22 protein-coding genes and 1 tRNA gene are annotated in these 18287 nt (G+C 36.7%); 13 read left to right on the top strand and 10 right to left on the bottom strand.

The genetic code is table 11. The features are described 5' to 3' along the window. Positions 1-118 precede the first annotated feature (118 nt). Positions 119-664 (top strand): hypothetical protein, encoded by a 546-nt coding sequence (locus B8780_RS08005; protein WP_084273295.1) that lies wholly within the window; start codon positions 119-121, stop codon positions 662-664. 1 nt (position 665) lies between these two features. Here B8780_RS08005 and B8780_RS08000 read toward each other — a convergent pair whose 3' ends face one another. The 5 genes from B8780_RS08000 to B8780_RS07980 are packed head-to-tail and all read right to left on the bottom strand — an operon-like array spanning position 666 to position 3834. Next, the gene (locus B8780_RS08000) at positions 666-1685 is read right to left on the bottom strand and encodes a pelota family protein (protein ID WP_084273294.1); all 1020 of its coding nucleotides are present in this window, start codon (positions 1683-1685) and stop codon (positions 666-668) included. A 6-nt stretch (positions 1686-1691) separates the two neighbouring features. Further along, positions 1692-2153 carry a Mut7-C RNAse domain-containing protein gene (locus B8780_RS07995; protein ID WP_048059412.1) on the bottom strand — a complete coding sequence of 154 codons (462 nt, stop codon included), beginning with the start codon at positions 2151-2153 and terminating at the stop codon, positions 1692-1694. Next, positions 2125-2673 carry a UbiX family flavin prenyltransferase gene (locus tag B8780_RS07990; protein ID WP_084273293.1) on the bottom strand — a complete coding sequence of 183 codons (549 nt, stop codon included), beginning with the start codon at positions 2671-2673 and terminating at the stop codon, positions 2125-2127. The genes B8780_RS07995 and B8780_RS07990 overlap by 29 nt, the downstream gene beginning before the upstream one ends. Then, on the bottom strand, positions 2673-3035 hold the full coding sequence (locus B8780_RS07985; RefSeq protein ID WP_048059413.1) for a Mov34/MPN/PAD-1 family protein: 363 nt from the start codon (positions 3033-3035) through the stop codon (positions 2673-2675). Before B8780_RS07985 ends, B8780_RS07990 begins: the two co-directional genes overlap by 1 nt. Next, the gene (locus tag B8780_RS07980; RefSeq protein WP_011176994.1) at positions 3022-3834 is read right to left on the bottom strand and encodes an NAD(+) kinase; all 813 of its coding nucleotides are present in this window, start codon (positions 3832-3834) and stop codon (positions 3022-3024) included. The genes B8780_RS07985 and B8780_RS07980 overlap by 14 nt, the downstream gene beginning before the upstream one ends. Before the next feature lie 85 nt (positions 3835-3919). On the opposite strand from B8780_RS07980, the gene B8780_RS07975 reads away from it, so the two are divergent. The 4 genes from B8780_RS07975 to B8780_RS07960 all read left to right on the top strand — a co-directional run bounded on the left by B8780_RS07975 (position 3920) and on the right by B8780_RS07960 (position 7716). Next, positions 3920-5179 (top strand): adenylosuccinate synthase, encoded by a 1260-nt coding sequence (locus tag B8780_RS07975; protein ID WP_084273292.1) that lies wholly within the window; start codon positions 3920-3922, stop codon positions 5177-5179. A 55-nt stretch (positions 5180-5234) separates the two neighbouring features. Then, positions 5235-5309: transfer RNA gene (locus B8780_RS07970), tRNA-Glu, on the top strand. Positions 5310-5485: 176 nt separating this feature from the next. After that, the gene (locus tag B8780_RS07965) at positions 5486-7141 is read left to right on the top strand and encodes an APC family permease (protein ID WP_236719429.1); all 1656 of its coding nucleotides are present in this window, start codon (positions 5486-5488) and stop codon (positions 7139-7141) included. A 62-nt stretch (positions 7142-7203) separates the two neighbouring features. Next, entirely contained in the window at positions 7204-7716 is a 513-nt protein-coding gene (locus B8780_RS07960; protein ID WP_084273290.1) for a hypothetical protein, read from the top strand. On the opposite strand, the gene B8780_RS07955 is transcribed toward B8780_RS07960, so the two are convergent. The 4 genes from B8780_RS07955 to B8780_RS07940 all read right to left on the bottom strand — a co-directional run bounded on the left by B8780_RS07955 (position 7713) and on the right by B8780_RS07940 (position 10105). Continuing rightward, positions 7713-9032 (bottom strand): outer membrane protein assembly factor BamB family protein, encoded by a 1320-nt coding sequence (locus B8780_RS07955; RefSeq protein ID WP_084273289.1) that lies wholly within the window; start codon positions 9030-9032, stop codon positions 7713-7715. The two genes, B8780_RS07960 and B8780_RS07955, sit on opposite strands and share 4 nt — an antisense overlap. Positions 9033-9078: 46 nt before the next feature. Continuing rightward, positions 9079-9435 (bottom strand): MreA family transcriptional regulator, encoded by a 357-nt coding sequence (locus B8780_RS07950; RefSeq protein ID WP_011176999.1) that lies wholly within the window; start codon positions 9433-9435, stop codon positions 9079-9081. 108 nt (positions 9436-9543) lie between these two features. Then, a complete protein-coding gene (locus B8780_RS07945) occupies positions 9544-9801 on the bottom strand; it encodes a stationary phase-response protein (RefSeq protein ID WP_011177000.1) in 258 nt (85 codons plus the stop codon). Positions 9802-9805: 4 nt separating this feature from the next. Continuing rightward, complete coding sequence (locus B8780_RS07940) at positions 9806-10105, bottom strand: Lrp/AsnC family transcriptional regulator (protein ID WP_011177001.1); 300 nt, start codon at positions 10103-10105, stop codon at positions 9806-9808. A 115-nt stretch (positions 10106-10220) separates the two neighbouring features. Here B8780_RS07940 and B8780_RS07935 point away from each other — a divergent pair, with 115 nt between their 5' ends. Genes B8780_RS07935 through B8780_RS07905 form a run of 7 tightly spaced genes read left to right on the top strand, consistent with a single transcriptional unit; the run spans position 10221 to position 14480 of the window. Continuing rightward, complete coding sequence (locus tag B8780_RS07935; RefSeq protein ID WP_236719428.1) at positions 10221-10997, top strand: ABC transporter ATP-binding protein; 777 nt, start codon at positions 10221-10223, stop codon at positions 10995-10997. Beyond that, entirely contained in the window at positions 10994-12526 is a 1533-nt protein-coding gene (locus tag B8780_RS07930; protein ID WP_084273287.1) for a hypothetical protein, read from the top strand. Before B8780_RS07935 ends, B8780_RS07930 begins: the two co-directional genes overlap by 4 nt. A gap of 44 nt (positions 12527-12570) precedes the next feature. Next, on the top strand, positions 12571-13020 hold the full coding sequence (locus B8780_RS07925; protein ID WP_011177004.1) for a 30S ribosomal protein S19e: 450 nt from the start codon (positions 12571-12573) through the stop codon (positions 13018-13020). 21 nt (positions 13021-13041) lie between these two features. Next, complete coding sequence (locus tag B8780_RS07920) at positions 13042-13383, top strand: DNA-binding protein (RefSeq protein WP_011177005.1); 342 nt, start codon at positions 13042-13044, stop codon at positions 13381-13383. Between the two features lie 2 nt (positions 13384-13385). Then, a complete protein-coding gene (locus tag B8780_RS07915) occupies positions 13386-13541 on the top strand; it encodes a 50S ribosomal protein L39e (RefSeq protein WP_011177006.1) in 156 nt (51 codons plus the stop codon). A 9-nt stretch (positions 13542-13550) separates the two neighbouring features. After that, positions 13551-13820: a 50S ribosomal protein L31e gene (locus B8780_RS07910; RefSeq protein ID WP_084273286.1), complete on the top strand. Its 270-nt coding sequence runs from the start codon at positions 13551-13553 to the stop codon at positions 13818-13820. A 6-nt stretch (positions 13821-13826) separates the two neighbouring features. Next, positions 13827-14480, top strand: a complete 654-nt coding sequence (locus B8780_RS07905; protein WP_011177008.1) for a translation initiation factor IF-6 — start codon at positions 13827-13829, stop codon at positions 14478-14480. Here B8780_RS07905 and pyrE read toward each other — a convergent pair. Continuing rightward, positions 14472-14972 carry an orotate phosphoribosyltransferase gene (pyrE, locus tag B8780_RS07900; protein ID WP_084273285.1) on the bottom strand — a complete coding sequence of 167 codons (501 nt, stop codon included), beginning with the start codon at positions 14970-14972 and terminating at the stop codon, positions 14472-14474. The two genes, B8780_RS07905 and pyrE, sit on opposite strands and share 9 nt — an antisense overlap. 99 nt (positions 14973-15071) lie before the next feature. Between pyrE and B8780_RS07895 the strand changes: the two genes are divergently transcribed. Further along, positions 15072-18287 (top strand): S53 family peptidase (locus tag B8780_RS07895; protein ID WP_084273284.1); only part of this gene is annotated, 3216 nt, incomplete at its 3' end.

Raw genomic sequence — 18287 nt, 5'->3', positions numbered from 1 at the left:
TTGGAACGCGTATATAATTTTAAAGACCATTTCAATTAAATTTGATTATTATAATATTAATAAATGTATTAATTATAAAAGGAAAAACTTTTAAAAGAAAATTTCAATTCACCCTAGAATGAAAAAACTGTTTGTCTTGCTTGTACTGGCATTATTCGCATTTGCCACAATGTCTGTATCATCTGCGTCACCGGCGCTGCCCGCACCGCCATCGACACTGCCAACAGTGACCTATTATTATCACAATACATCGTATAATATAACAAACTCGATATGGGATAAGTTCTTTAAGGATGTTATAGATAACAAAACATATGTTAAGTATTCATGGTCAAATGTATCAACGCAGTATTTAATAGTCTTTGATCTGTCATATACTGGTTTAAACCATTTTGGTCTTGAGCTGATATCGGCACTCTCAGGTATAGGTTCCCCGACAATAGCCAACATGACAAAGGCGTTTATTAGTATAGAGAATCAACCATCACTGGTACATGGTTACACAAATATAGGTGCACTTAATGCAGGTGCATATCCAGGACTATCGTTTTCAAAGCCTGCTGTTCAGTCAAAGGTAAAGGAGTATGAGGAAATAACCGCGATAGTTGCAATTATAGCAGTTATGTTCGTTTTATACTTCTACTTCAACAGGAATGGAAAATAAATCATTTAATTTTATATCTTAAAATTGCACAGTAGCCGCCAAAAGATCTTATAATTTCTCCGGGCTCTGTATAATTACTTATAATGTATATTTTTATCCCTGATGCCTTGTTTAATAATTCCCTTGTTTCAGGCATTTTAAATTTTTCCTCTGATATAATTAATGTGTCTATGGCACCATTGTCAAGATAATTATTAATTTCATCGTAGCCGTATACTGACAGGCCTGAGTTTAAATTCCTTAAAAACGTCTCAAGTATCCTTTTTTCTTTTGCCATTCTAGATTCCTTTATAATATTTGAGGCGGCATCACTATTTAATAAATTATAAACACCTGATTTTCCTGTATCATAGGTATTATAAAATTTTACATCGATGTTATTAAAGAACGGGTCCTTTTTTATTTCATTATATAATTTCTCGGGCTCAAAACCTGTGCCAAGCACAATTAAAAGGAACACATTTTTTATATTTTTTAATGCCTTTATTATATCAAGAAAATACTGCTTTTCATTATATTTTAAATCATAGCGCTTTCCCGTTTTGTTCGATTCTATATGCGCCATATCCTGCAGTGAATATGACCTCATTAAATATATATCAGCGGCCTCGTCATCCAGCGATACAAAGATCATGCCGCTGCTGTATTCATTCTTAACGGCCTCGTTTAAAAAATCCCTCTCGGCCTCGTTTAGATTTTTGTATATCTTTAATGTATCTCCAGGGCCGTACATTATAGACTGGTGTTCACCTGAAAAATCACCATCAATGATAATTCCAAGAATCTTTATTTTATCTGTAAATGGCTGGAAATCAAGGTTTTCTATTTTTATTTTGACCTTTATTGGTATTCTCTCTGTGCTCTTTGATCTCTCAAGATCGTTTCTTTTTTCCAGGCGCCTGTATGCAATACCCTCTATTATATCGCCTGGGTTTAGTATATTTTTTATGTACCATAGATCGTCCTGTGTTTCTATTAATATTTCAGTTGTTTCAAGCTTTTCATCGATGTTTATCTTCATATTCGATTATTTAAGCAATCTATTTATTTTTTCTATTATTTTAATATAATGCGTGCCAGGCCAGAATGCCTTTGAGCATTTATTGCAGTATCTCACCATTGAAAAGCTCTTTTTAATCTTATCTGGTATATCAAGACCATTTGATCTCATTAATATTAGATCTGAGCCGCAATCCGGGCATTTTGTCATAAATTTTCCCGGATCTGGCGGAAACTGTCTTGTTATCTGGATTATCTGCTCGTTTATATTAACGCTGTCTATGTACACTGATAATGCATATCTTTTGTATAGCTCAATATCCCTTGTAAGAAGGACGAGTTTCTTCTCAATGCACGTTTTTAATATATCATTGTCATAATGGCATTCCGGGTAATAAACAGTGTAACCAAGGAAGCGCATCCATTCACATGCCCTTTTTAACATGTGATCTGCCATGAATTCAATGTTCCCATCTTTTTGATACATCATTTTCAATGCCTATTAAATCAAGCACTCTTGCAACAACAAAATTTACCATGTCATCAACGGTTCTTGGCCTGTTATAGTAGCCTGGCATTGCAGGTGCTATTATTACATTATACCTTGATAACTTAAGCATGTTTTCTATCATTATTGTGCTTAAAGGCATTTCCCTTGGCACGATTATAAACCTCCTGCGCTCCTTCATGGCAACAAGAGCTGTCCTTGTTATTAATGTATCAGAGATTCCAGATGCTATCTTTGCCATTGTTGATGATGAGCATGGTATTATAACAAGGGCATCGTATCTAAAGCTTCCGGAACTTATATTTGCAGCTATGTCATCATCATTATATACATAATCGGCAAGGCCTTTTATATAATCGTATTTATAGTCTGTTTCAAGCTCCATAACCCTTTTTGCGCTTTCTGACATTACAAGATGCTTTTCCACGTCCTTTAGATTCTCAAGAAGCCTTACAGCAAGTATTGTTCCAGAGGCCCCGGTGATTCCAATAACCACACGCACTATATCACCTCAAGCCTTATTGGATTCCCCTTTCTGTCATAGGCAGAATAGTTTTCCATATTATATGGATAGCCAACAATGATGTGAACAGGACCGGTGTTTGAAAACATGTGCAGATCCTCGTCAGATGGCAATGTAACGCCTGATGGATGCGAGTGCACCGAGCCAACGTATGTAAAATCCAGTGGCAGGGCGTACATTGGAAATATCACGTGGACATTGCCCTGTATTGTTCCAGGTAAAAGCGCTATTTCATAGATTATATTATCATGCGCCCTTAAAAATGCGCCGAACTCCTTTGGATATGAATCCTTGGAAGCTTCCATTATCATCATCATAACCTTTTTTCTAATTAACCACATCCTTGATCAGCTTCTCCCTAAGCTTTTCATAAAAGTTTGTATACATGCTTATAAACCTTGCACCATTCTCACTTACCCTTATATTTACAACATCATTCTTGCTTAATTTTTTTTCTATCTGGCCATCTATTGTTAATAATGATCTCTCGCCAACTATTGCAATCTTTAGATCGGTTTTTTCTGAAAAGACTATTGATCTTGATCTAAAGCCAACAGGCGCTATGTATGAAACGACAATGCCGTTTAGATTCGGCATTAGTATTGGGCCGCCGGCACTAAATGAATATGATGTTGAGCCAATTGGTGTTGCAACAATAACTCCGTCGGCGCTTGTGGTCTCTATAAAGTAATTATTTTCATAAAGCCTGAATTTCCTTATCTTGGATACCTTATCTGTATGTATAACGGCATCATTTATTGCCTTACCAGAGTACACACCGTTAACATAAACATCAAGGCCCATGTATTCTATTATTGTATACTCATTTCTTATTAATTTTAGTATTGATGCCTCGATGTTACCTATCTCTATCTCGGAGAGAAAACCAAGGCCGCCAACATTAATGCCAAGTATATTTCCATGTGCAAACTGTGCGGTTCTTAGTATTGTCCCATCACCACCTATTACAATGATTATATCCGCATTTATTTCATTTATTTCAAGGCCCGGTTTTTTAATGGCCCTGGCAAGGCTCTTCTCATAGATTATGTCCCAATCACTGGGTAGTGCCGAAATGATTATCCTTGCTATATTTATGCATGATTTGCAGTTTATCTTTGTAACTATGGCAACCTTCATTGAACCACATTATTTAATCAATAAACATTATATTAATTTATAGGCTTACAATGAAAATAAATTTATATAGATATAAGATAGACCCATGGTTACAATGATCTCTGTTGTTGTTGGCATGCAGTTTGGTGATGAGGGAAAGGGTAAGATTACAGATTATTTATGCTCAAATTATGATGATGTTGTCAGATTTAACGGTGGAAACAATGCAGGACACACCGTTGTTATTGATGGCAAAAAGATTAAGTTCCATTTAATACCATCAGGTGCCATGCAGGCAGGTACGGTTGTGCTTGGCAACGGCATGGTAATAGACCCATTGAAACTTCTTGATGAGATAAAACAATTAAAACTTGCAAAGGATAATATAAAAATAGTTATAAGTGGCAGGGCCGGCGTCGTAACAGAACTCCACAGAATTCTTGATAAAAAAGAAGAAGAATTAAGATCGAATTCAAGCATTGGCACGACCTCACAGGGCATAGGGCCGGCATACGAGGATAAGTACGGCAGGCTATCAATAAAGATGTATGATTTAAATTCCATAAAAAAAATAAAGGATAAACTTAACCAGCTTATAGCAATGAAGGGCCTTCTAACAGGACCGGTTGATATAGATAGAGTATCAAATGAACTTTACAGTGCAGGTTCTGAGCTCTACGAATACATAGGAGATGCCTCAGAATTCCTTGAGGATGAATACAGGCTTGGAAAAAACATACTCTTTGAGGGGGCCCAGGGTGCAATGCTTGATATAGATTTTGGGACGTATCCATTTGTTACATCATCAAACACGGTTGCCGGATCTGTTTCAACAGGCTCTGGCTTCTCCTTTAGAAGGGTTGAGGACGTCATTGGTGTTTTCAAGGCATATACCACAAAGGTCGGCTCAGGGATATTTCCAACGGAAATAGGCAGCGACGATTTAAGGATCGCGGGCAATGAGTATGGAACAACCACAGGAAGGCCCAGGAGAACCGGATGGCTTGACCTGCCCGTGCTCAGATACGCCGCATATTTAAACGATGTAAACAGACTTGCAATAACAAAACTAGACATCCTTGGAAAATTAAATCAGATAAAGGTCGGGACATCATACATTATAGATGGAAAGGATTACGAGAGATTCCCTGATAAAATAGATCCTGAAAGTGAGATAACAGTAAACTATGAAACGTTTGAAACCTGGGGTGATATTTCATCAAGGATTTCAGGTTATCTTGGCTCCGGTTATGACGCCTTACCATATAATATGAGAAAATACATAGAATTTATTGAGGATTCTTTAAATTGCAGTATAGATATAATATCACTTGGAGAGGACAGAAAGAGTACAATAGTAAAATAAAACATCAAAATTTATATTGTATGTGGTATTATCCTAATAGGGCTGCTGATTTTTAGCTCCGGTGGTGTAGTCCGGCCAAGCATTCCGGCCTTTCGAGCCGATGACTCGGGTTCAAATCCCGACCGGAGCATAATACTATTTTATTCCTGATCTTTTAACATAGTTTTAAGGTACCGATTTTTTGATGGATAAATAATATATTATTTTTAAATAAAATTTATTTTATCATATTTTTCATAAAGAATTTTTTATTGTATTTAATGTTTATGACCAATGTATTTATATATTAAAATAATAAATACTGTAATGATTGAAAATAATAATACTATAAAATCTAATATACATGGAAGGAAGCCCAGACTCAGGAAGGATCTTACATTTAACCAGATGCTTATGATAGGCCTTGTTGGTTCATTCGGAAACGGTGCACTTTTTGACACGGTTGTAATGGTTGCCGGTGCAGGTCCGGAGGCAATACTTGCCTTTGTCCTTGGGGCAATAATATATGCATCAATAGGTGTAAGCTACATGGAACTTGCCAGGGTCTATCCTGAGGCCGGAGGCCCGACAAGGTATACAATATACACGCACGGCCGCTGGACAAACATAATAAACGCAATATCTGATATTATATGGTATATCTTCATTCCACCCATAGAGGTCATAGCAATAATAGCAGGTCTTAACTATTTCGATCCAATATTTTTAACTGCAACAGGTGCGCCGACATACTATGGTGTTGGCATTGGTCTGGCATTAATGCTTGCACTGATACCGTTCAATTATTATGGTGTAAAGCAGTTTGGCAGATCATCGCTTTACACGGGAATAGTGAAGTTATTCTTCTACCTGTCAATGTCCCTGGGATTGATCTTCTTCGTTTTTGCATATAAGAATCTATATGCATATCATGGATTCTTTCCATATGGTGCCACATCAATATTTGCAATAATGCCATACGCAATGTACGACTTTGGTGCAATACGCGTTATACCGGATCTTGCAGAGGAGACCAATATGAAGGAGAAGATCCCAAGGGCGATAGCCCTTGTAATGTTATTTGAAACTTTAATATACATAAGTGTTGCATTTGCGGTTCTCATGGGAACAAAATGGTCTGCACTGGGTATAATCCCAGGCCATTTTGATGATATTGTTACCGCATTCCATGGTGATAATCCGTTCTTTATAATGGGAAGGCAGTCAGGCTTCATTTATATATTCATAGCCGCTGTTATAACAGGTTTTTTGGCGCCTTTCGTCACAGGCTATATATATCTTGGAAGCGGTACCAGGGTGCTCTTCTCAATGGGAAGATCAGGATATATAAGTAAATCATTAAAAACAATAGATAAAAAGCATAACATACCCCTGGTCTCTTTAATAATATTTGCAGTTGTTGGAACGTTTCTTGTCTTTGTGACGGCGCCTGATCCGAGCATATACACATTTATAGATGATGCAACTGCAGCCGGCTACATAGGATTGATTGCAACGCCAATAGCGCTGATGGTTTCCAGGAGGCAGGGGATTACAAGGAAAAAGGATATGGTGCGCGGCATGGGCATCATTGCACCGCTGGCCACCGGTGCCAGTGGCCTAATTGTCTTCTGGACAGGATGGCCTTCAGAGCCATATGCGGTAATATTGATAGCCGCAGGTGCAATCATATTTGGCATATGGTCAAGGGTAAAAATAGGTGCAAAGAACGTTTTATGGTATATTTTGTTCATAGCCTTTGCAACCTTTATGGTTGCAACAAGCCATGACGGCCTTTCATCAAGTGTGTTCCCGCAGTTCTTTAGCTACATTGATGGAACAGTAATAACCTTCCTGGTCGGGGTCTTTATAATATATCCCCTTGGGGTCTACTCAGGATTTAAAAAACAGTTCGTTCATAGGGAGTTTACAGAGGAGATCTACAGCGAGGAAAAGGAAATGGAGTGGAAAAACAGCCAGTAAAAATAATTTTTTATCTTTTAAAAACCATTAAGGTTTAATCCTTTTTTTATTTACAGTAATAGATGAATGGAGAATTAAAGAAAAATGGAGGATCAAGGCTGTTAAATGGATTAAAGGCAGGTATCATTTCAGGATTTATCTTCTTTTTAATAGCATCAATAGTTGAGGGCATTTTATACACTGTTTTTATAGATGGAATAGTTGATTACTTTAATGTTCCTGTAAAGGATTATTCAATATTTTACACGCTTTTAATAGATCATGAAATAGAGGCAAATTTTATTATAGGCATTGTTATGGGACCTGTTTTTGCAATTTTAATGATCTACCTTTACAATGGCATAAAAAACCTTTTGAAAACAAATGCCAGGAACAGGGCACTGGCATTCGGAATTCTTCTATGGATAATATTCTATATAATATTACAGTATCAGGATATTCTTATAAACATAGTATTTGCTGTTGCATACATAGTGGTAACTTTTATTCTTGGATATATATTTGGTATTCTTCTCTACAGATATATAAGCAGGTATCCGCCTTATGTTAACGAGGTGAAAAATCTAAATAATTAAAAATGATAAAACCTAAATTTTAATGGTATGTACATGCTTTTTATCTCACCGTTCATGCCATATATTATCTCATGATTTCCAACAAAAATGATATTCCCTGGACCAAGTGGTATTCCTGTATTTATCTTTTTTATGAGATGGCCATTGTAATTTAATATAAACATCTCACCTGTGTAATTTACTGTAAATATCAGACCCCTGTAAATATTTGCATTTGAATCGTCCATGCCGGTATAGAATTTCCAGATTATTGATCCATTGAATGGATTTATTGCATATATATAATTTGATGCTGTGGGCTCATCAAGTATCATGTTTTTAAAGACTGTTTGTGGTGGATCCTCGATTGGAGGCATTGCGGGCTGGTTTCCGAAACCAAGGTTTGTTATCCAGTTTATGGCACCATTTGTAATATTAAATGATATTTCAAACATCTGAAATGTGCCGTTTATCATCGTTTCAGTGTATCCTGTAACAACGCTGTTTCCGAAAATCACAGGAGAATCATCGTCAAGACCGCCTGTTGCAGAAACTGGTTCCTCCCAGACGATGTTCCCATTTGTTGCATTTATAGCATAAAATATATATGGATTGGCACCGCCAAAGTAAATAATACCGTTCAATATGGCCGGAGATGACATGCTTACGTATGATGGTATACTTGTTGACCATACGGCCGATCCGGTGCTTGCATTCAATCCATAAACAATATCACCGCCGGTTGGCTCTATAATAAGTCCATTGTAATAAACCGGTGTCGGCATATCTTCGCCGGTTGTAAAGAACTTCCAGGCAATGTTTCCATTTGTTATATTAACAGCGGCTATGTAATTTATCCCGGTGCCTCTGATGCTGCTGCTCTGGAATTTATTGTTGCCAAGGCCCACAAAAGCAAGATTGCCATGGACAATTGGCTGGGTCATTACCTGGTTAGGGAAAAACGTGCACCACAGCTCGTGGCCATTGCTTGCATTTAATGCAAGCAAACCGCCGGTACAGTTTGACATGCTGGTAAGATCTATTAGTATTTCTCCATTGTAATATGTTGGATTAACAATAATTGCATCCCTAGCATTATAGGCAAAGTTCCCTATCTTACCTGTGTATAGATAAACATGCCCATCGTTGCCCTGAAACTGTGATGTTGCACCGTGTATAAAAATGTCAAAGTAATGGAATGGCCCTGAAACCTTTGATCCCTGATCCTTGCCAAGATCTTCATATTCAATATAGTAATATCCTGCCACTATGATAAGTACAGAGCACAAAATAACAAGGAATCTATTTATAATCTTTAACCTTGTTTGATCTGACATTACAATATTTAATAAAATCAAAATATAAACTTTTAGTATTAAAAAATTATTTCTTAAAGTTTTTCAGCTGGTTTATTGTGTTGTTTATCTCATCTATCTTCTTCTCGAGGTCATTTATTATCTCCTCAAGTATTTCATTGAAATCCTTTGATAGCTTGTAGCCGTGTATTGGCCTTCCCTTACCCTCCTTTTTCATGTTGCGCTTTGTGATCCAGCCCTTCCTCCTGAGCCACTGCATGGCTATTGAGACCTCGGGCTGTCTTAAACCGGTCTCACGTTCTATTTCAACAGAGGTTACCTCGCCCCTGTCCTTTATATATACCAGTGTATACGCGACACTTCTTGGTATATCTGATACTATAAGGTACTTTGCCAGTTTGTTTATCTCCTCTGAAAGAGCCATAATTATCCTTTTTACAATATTAAATTAATATATATATTTAACTGTTTAAAAAAAAGTTAATATATTATTAAAAAACCTTTTAAATCTCAATGTCTATAATCTATACATCTATGATTTCGATAGTGATTCAAGCTTGCTTATTATTGTGTATATTGCGGCACGGCCATGCGCTGGCACGTTTGGATCGTTTGATATATCATCAAGCACGGATATTGCTGTTGCGCATTTGAGATCTAGGCTTTCCTTTCCATTTAATAGCCTGTCCTTTGAGTCGGAGGCCGCCCTTCTGACGTTTCTTGGGACAGAGGTGTCATCTGCCAGGTCTTCCATTAATGCTATGACTTCCTGAAACAACTTTTCGTCCATTGTATCACCTCATGTAGATATCCTTTATTATGGATAATACCATCATTGTTTTAGACTTTTTAATACCATCGATATTGTTAAGGTCCTTTACTATAAACTTTTCTAATGAACTGAAATCTGGAAACCTAACCTTTATGATTAAATCATAATCGCCAGTAACAACAAATACCTCCTCAACGTTTGATATTGTTGCTATTTCCTTGCCTATGTCATCAACGGCGTTTATATCCGCCTCAAGACCAATTATTGCAGTAACAATCTTGTTCGAGTAATAATCCTTCAAATTCGATATCTCTGCCTCCATAATATACACCAGCGTACCAGTATGTTTTTTAAAGACATAAATATTTTTCATAGAATTTTATTTTTGACTTTTAAAAATGAAAAATTATTTATCTCTTATTTTTATAGTTTATACGTTGACGCAAATTACAATAGATAATGTTACAAAAAGATTCGGAAATATAACAGCTTTAAATAACATAAACCTTGAGATAGGCCCGGGTCAGATCTATGGCATACTGGGCCCAAATGGTTCTGGCAAGACAACACTTTTAAAGATTATTTCCGGAATACTGGATCAGGACTCCGGCTCGGTGAAAATAAACGATCTTGATACAAGGAGAGACAACATTGATGTTAAAAGGCTTATTGGATACATACCTGAAACACCGGCACTTTACGAATCATTAACACCAATGGAGTATTTCAGCTTTATAGCCTCTGTTTTTAACATAGACAGGGATTCCATAATAGAAAGGGTAAGGGCCTTTGCCAGTGCACTGGAAATAGAAAGCTACCTTGACAATTTCATAGGATCATTATCGTTTGGCACAAAACAGAAGGTTGCAATAATCAGTGCATTTATACATGATCCTGAGATAATAGTAATGGATGAGGGCATGAACGGCCTGGATCCAAGATCATCAAAGATTATAAAGGATCTTTTAAGGGATTTTGCATCCAGGGGAAAGACAGTAATATTTTCAACACACATACTGGAAATAGCAGAGGCTGTTTGTGATTACATATCAATATTATATAAAGGTAACATAGTTGCCTCAGGAACAATGACCGAGCTAAAGAAGATGGCCGGCATGGAAAATAATAATCTTGAGGAGATCTTTTTAAAGGTCACCGGGGATGAAAACATAGGTAATTTAATAAATTCATTAAGGGAGTCAATAGACAAATGAGGCTTAATTTATATCTAAGCAAATTGCTAGTTATTGAGCAGAGATACAGGGCCATAAAGGATTCACCAAGGTATCAGTCTCGATTAAGTGTTTCAAGGATAAAAAACACGATACTTTTATATTATATATCAAATTCATTATCCTTTCTATTCTTTTCAATTGTATTAAATGGAATATACTATGTTAAAAGCAATACCAATGATATATCAAGCTTTGGAATAATACTATTCATGTACATCTTTGTTATAGGCATATACAGCTCACTCACGTACATAAATGGAATATCAATTAATAATCTATTATCGCCTGTAAGATCTTTACCTATTAAGGTTAATACTGATGTGCCGTTTTTATCATGGTTTATATACACAGGTTCATCATATATATTTATTATCATACCATCATTATTATTCTATTATTTTCTTGTGCATAATTTAAATACAATAATACTTGGCTTAATCTACGCATTTGCAATGCTCTTATTTGGATTTATTATAACGGCAATTGCATTTATATACAGCAGCAGAAAGCCAAGGGCGCATACATCATTAAATAATTTTCTAAGGATATTATTGATCTTTGTCTTTCTTGGGTTCTTCTATTTAATTATATACGATCCAAACATACTAAGGGCGTATTCTATTTACATATCATCCCTGCCAGTCTATATAAAATACATAGCGTTTCCATTGAATATAGATTATGCAGTTTACTTTCACCCGGATATAATAGCGACGTTTTTTGAGTATTTATCATCATTTATAATATTATTAATTTTCTTTTTTATCTATAAAAAAATAAGATCGAGATTATTTTATTCGCTGGAGTACTCCGAGGAGGTAAAATCAACAGAGGTAACAAGGACAAAGATAAAAAGGGATTCAATATCAGTATCCTTCATAAAAAAGGATATAAAAATAACTGCCAGGAAATCGCAGAATCTAACATATATTTTAATGCCAATTATATTTGTACTGCCATTTTTATTTACAATAATATCAAGCAGGCAGCCGTTTTTATCTTTAATGTTCTCGATTTTATCGCTCTCGATTTTAATATCGTCATTTTATCCAATATTTACATTAATAATAGAGAATAATGGTATTCTAATAATAAATGCCCTACCAATAAACAGGAAGGATATAGCAAAATACAAGGCATACTTTTCAATGATATTTTACTCGATTATAATAACAGTGGTTTCAATAATAATAATGGCCTACAAGAATATATTTAATCTTTATTATGTATTTATAATACCAGATTTGATATTAATATTTTATACTGCAATGATGATAAATCTTAACAGGTTAATAAAAAAGATTCCAAAGGGAGCGTCAACAATAAATTATTATTCTTTTGGTGTCTTTCCGACAATAGTACTTTTCATTGTTTCAGGCATAATATTCGGACTTTTAATATCACCTGGAATTATAATATCTGAATTCCTTTACCATAGTATTAAGATGTCATTTATATTTGATATAATACCAGATCTAATAATATTTTTAATAATGATAAAAAAATAGAAAATGTTATTAATAATTTATAAATATGGCTTTATTGTGATAAAATGGTTGACGTTAAAAAGGTTCCAGCAGATTTATTGATAAACGATGTTGCCTCAAAACTGAAGTCGATGAATATAGAGCAGCCGGAATGGGTATCATACTTAAAGGACGGTATGGGCAAGCAGAAATCCTGGGATCAGGAGGACTGGTACTACACAAGGCTTGCATCAATGATGCGCAAGCTTTATTTATATGGAAATCTGGGCATAATGCATATGAGCGAGGAGTATGGCGGAAAGGTTGACCGCGGAACAAAGAGGTACCATCCGGCAGCAGGCAGCAGGTACATAGTAAGGCAGCTATTTAAGAAGCTCGAGGAGCTTGGACTTGTTAAAAAGGAGAAAACCGGCAGGGTTCTAAGCCCCCAGGGCAGGTCAATGCTTGATAAATCCGCGGCTGAGGTATTAAAAAAGCTCGTTGAAAAGAATAAAGAGCTTGAGAAATATCTTTAATTATTATTCCCGGTGATGTATATGGATCGTGATGATGAGCTTGATGAGATAAGGCGCAGGAAGATGGCCGAGTACCAGAACATGATGCAGGAAAGGGCCTATGAGGAGGAGCAGAAAAAGGCTGCTGCCGAGGAGGAGGCCAGAAGGCAGCAGATCCTGAGACAGATACTTTCACCGGAGGCCAGGGAGAGACTGAGCAGACTTAAGCTGGTAAGACCGGATCTTGTCGAGAACGTTGAGAACCAGCTTATACAGCTTGCAGGCATGGGAAGAATTAATAAGGTAATATCTGATAACGAATTAAAGAGCATACTGTTAAGATTAACAGAGAACAGGCATGAAACAAGAATAGAGAGGAGATAGATATGGCAAGGAATAAACCGCTAGGATTAAAAATTAGATTGATGAAGGCCGTAAAATCGAACAGGCGTGTGCCAGGCTGGGTCATGGTAAAGACAGACCGCAGGGTTACACAGAACTATAAGAGAAGGAACTGGAGAAGGTCAAATCTTAAGGCATGAGGTGTAAGAATGGCAGATGAGGAGAACACAACTGAAATTTTATTATCTGTATCGCTGAGAAAGGCACGCTTTTCTTCAAAGTCAAGAAGGGCAGATACGTCAATAGAGATGCTAAAGGATGCTGTTGCAAGGTACACGAAATCAGATAGAGACAGGATATGGGTCGATAACAAGGTAAACGAACTTATCTGGTCCCGCGGAAGGAGAAAGGTGCCAACCAGGGTAAATATAAAGGTTATAAAGCTTGAGGATGGCACTTCCGAAATAATATTACCATAAATTTTTATGATAAAGAAGGTATCAATTTTAAACAGCAATTTTATAGGTGTTTACGCCAGGACATGGAATGATGTAACGTTTCTTCCGGTTAATATATCAGACGAAGAAAAAAGAATCTTTGAGGAAACGTTAAAAACAGAGGTTTATAAAATATCAATAGGAAACTCATTTTTAATAGGCAGCATGCTTTCAATGAATTCTAATGGAATAGTTGTTGCCGATCATGGAATTGACAATTTAAAATCACTTAATATAAACGGGAGAAACATTTTATCAATAAATAATAAATTAAATGCAGCCGGAAACAACATAATAGCAAATGACCATGCCGCATTAATACACAAATCCTTTCCGGATTCGATAAGAAAAAAGATAGAGGATGTTCTTGGCGTTGAAACTGTAAAGGGAAGCATAGCAGGGATTAAAACCGTTGGCAGCGTTGCCGTTCTAAATGATAGGGGCATGCTTGTGACATCAGAGGCCGATGAGGATGAAATAAAATATTTATCAGATCTTTTTAAAATAAACGTCAAAACCGGAACTGCAAATTTCGGCAGCAATTATGTTGGTGCATCAATAATAGCAAATTCCAATGGGATCCTTGTTGGTGAGGCCACAACATCAATAGAGCTTGGAAGGATAGACGATACATTATCTTAGTTCTGATGCCTTTATTATTGAATAAAGTTCTATATTATTCTCTTTAAGCATTTCTGCTGCCCCCTCCTCACGGTCAACAACACATATGGCCCTTTTAACAATGCCACCGTTGTTTCTTATTATCTCAGCGGCCTTCATTATTGAACCGCCTGTTGTTGCAACGTCATCGATTATGTCGATCTCCTCGTTTAAATTTATGCTTCCTATGTACCTTTTTCTTGTTCCATGTTTTAAATCATCTTTTCTTATTATTACGAATGGCCTCTTTGTTTTTATTGACACTGAAACCAGTATTGGAACTGAACCAAGCTCCATGCCGGCTATCTTGCCTGATTTTACCATCCCTGATATCTCAAGTCCTATCTCATCAAGTATTTCAGGATCTGTATATGCTGATTTTATATCTATGTAATAACCTGATCTTTTACCTGAGGTTAGAACAAAATCACCAAATTTTATTGCACCAGAATTTATTAAATCCTCTTTAAGCATCCATGGTTAATTTTAAAATAATATTTATAATTTAATATTATAATTTAATAATGACAAAAATGACAAAATTTTATATATATTTATTGATTGTTCATTTTAATGAGTAGAAAGATAATTATAGCGGTTTTTTTAGCGCTTGTTATGATTCTATCGGCCTTTGCCCTGGCCATGGGATCATACAATGCAGTCAGTACAAATAAACCAGAGAATGTATATAATGTTCCGCCTCCTGATTATAAGGCTTTTAATCTGACAGGAAGCGCAAATCCATCAATGACTGTTTCCTTTGAGATCTATGTTCCATTGTACAATTATCAAAAGCTTGAGTCAATAGCAAATGCGGTTTCAACCCCGGGTAATCCAATGTATCATAAATTCCTTTCATACAATGATATAGAAAAGGAATTTATAAACATGGCACAGTACAATAAGGATCTAAATTATTTAAAGGATCATGGATTTAAAATATTATCAAGCTCGGCACCGATAATAGTTGCATCAGGTACAGTTTCAATGGTTGAATCCTATCTTGGCATGCATGTTAATATATATTCAAACAAAACAGAATCGTTCTACTATGGTTTTGGAACACCAAAGATTGGCAACACAATGTTATTCATTGATAACATATCAAGAATGGCATTTGAAAGGCCATCAACGCTTATAACACAGAAGCAGGCAGAATCCATGGAGAAGAAATTAAACCAGAATGAGACTTTTCCATTTGTTGCCTACTCACCAAAGTATCTCGAGCAGGTTTACAATGCAACGGGCATGTACTCAATGGGATACAATGGTTCCGGCCAGAGCATAGGAATACTTGACTTCTATGGTGATCCATTTATAAAGGAAGAGCTTGCATACTTTGATCATGAATTTAACATATCAGCACCGCCATCATTCAAGATTGTGCCAATAGGCCCTTATTATCCATATGAGGGCATAGAAACCGGCTGGGCCGGAGAGATAAGCCTTGATGTTGAATCGTCACATACCATGGCACCTGGTGCAAATATAACATTGTACATAGCAAATGGAAACTGCCCGTTATCTGCTGCAATATCATATATAAATTCACAGGACAGGGTTGACGATCTTTCGCAGAGCTTTTCAATACCTGATTCATGCCCTGCAATACAGACAAGTGCTCTTGCATACTACCAGTGCGAGGTTGTAACAAATATAATGTATGCAATGGGCTCGGCAGAGGGTATAACGTTCTCTGCATCATCAGGCGATGCCGGTGCAAGTGGCTACAGCATAGGAGCCCTTGGCTCTGTTGGGTATCCGTCAACATCTCCTTATGTTGCGGCAGTTGGTGGAACAAGCACATATTTGGATTTCCAGGGAGAGAAATTAATATCATTTAACCAGACTGCATGGTCAAACTACGGTTTTGTTCCACCAGAGATCAACTACGGTGGTTCCACTGGTGGTGTAAGCATACTGCAGCCAAGACCTTATTATCAGGACAATATCACAGGCCCCTCAGGATATCCATATGGAAAAATGATTCCTGATCTATCATTTGAGGCAACGGTGTTTCCAGGATTCCTTTATGTCATGCCTGGAAATGAGACGTGCATAACAGGCGGCACAAGCGAGGCAAGCCCGATACTGGCAGGCCTAATGACGCTTGTTGATGAATACAATCATGGAAAGATAGGCATGATTGATCCTTCATTGTATTATCTTGGAGAGCATGATTATAAAAACGTGTTCATACCGGTGGACTATGGATATAATATACCCTTTACCGCGCATTATGGATACAACCTTGTGACAGGCTGGGGCTCATTGAACATAGCCAACTTCGCCATGGCATATAAATCAATGAAATTAAACAATACACTGTCAATACAGATAAGCACTGAATACATGAATTCAACGAATCAGAATATGAGCATTAACGAAACTGGTCTTGGCGAGTACATGCCTGGCCAGAATGTGACAATAATTGCAAATATAACATATAATAAAACAGAGGTCACATCCGGAACATTTGAGGCATCTTTAACTACAATGAAAGGAATACTTAAAAATATAACAATGCATTACAATTCAACATTAAACAGATGGATTGGTTACATTATAATTCCGGAGGATGCGAATGGTCCCTCATTTATAGCCGTCCATGGCAATTACAACAAAATATCTGGCGAAAACGAGGTATCAATATTCTCAGGATATTACCTTGAAATGCTTGAGCCGTACAGCACATCATATTTTTCAACTTCCTATGGCCTTGAGGTAATAGGACATGCATCATATTTAAATGGAACAATAGTAAAGAACTATAACGTTTCAGCCGGTCTTTATGCCTATTCAATATTTAATAATACATACTACAAGGTTGCAGAGATAACAATGATGAATTACAATGGAACCTTAATAGGCGAGATACATGGAAACTACCCAGACACACCGTCGTTAATAATCGGAGATAATGCATTTGCATACACGCCATTTATGAACGGACCATATCTTCAGGATTCTATTATATTGGGGCCAAACGTGGTGGAGCCTGGTGCCGTTGGTGCTGGCCAGTACATATTTATAGAGCCGGCGGTAATAATGCCTGAAAACCAGCCATCATTAAACGATATGCTATGCTCCAATGTAACGTTTGAACTGTACAATCCTGACCATGTAATGGTAAGCAAGGCTGTTACAAGACCATATGAAATAGGATATCCGGCATCGTTGCCCGAGCTCTATGTACCAAAGAATTCAATGCCAGGACTTTACACAATATTAATAAATGCAAGCTATGATAGCTCGAGCTATGGATACATAAATGGCACATTCTACGGCCAGATCTATGTATCGAATTATATAACACCGAGAATAAGCATGGTAAACTATACATATGAAGGCCAGAAAATAAACATATACGCAAACATTTCATATCCCAATGGCACAGAGGTCAGGTACGGAATGTACTCATTAACATTTTATCCCGCTTTCCTTTCCAGCGAGTACTATGATTTAACCGAGATCACACAGATAAACATGAACTACAATGAAAGCATAAATATGTGGTCTGCAAGCGTTGAATTACCATCATATTACAACGATGGATCATTTGGAAAGAACTATCTTAACATACAGGAGATTGCAGAGCTGCCACCAGGACCTTATTATGCCTTTGTGTCAGGAGTTTCGGCCAATGGCTATCCAACCACAACGTCGCAGAGCTCTGAACACTTCTTTTACATAGAGCCTTACCAGTTCATTGGAAATAAAACATTAAAATCACTGCCTGTAAACAATGGTCTGGCATTGATGAACGATAATATAAACGTAAGCGGTTCT

This window comes from Picrophilus oshimae DSM 9789, assembly GCF_900176435.1.
Taxonomy (GTDB): domain Archaea; phylum Thermoplasmatota; class Thermoplasmata; order Thermoplasmatales; family Thermoplasmataceae; genus Picrophilus; species Picrophilus oshimae.
This window is presented reverse-complemented; position numbering and strand designations above follow the sequence as displayed.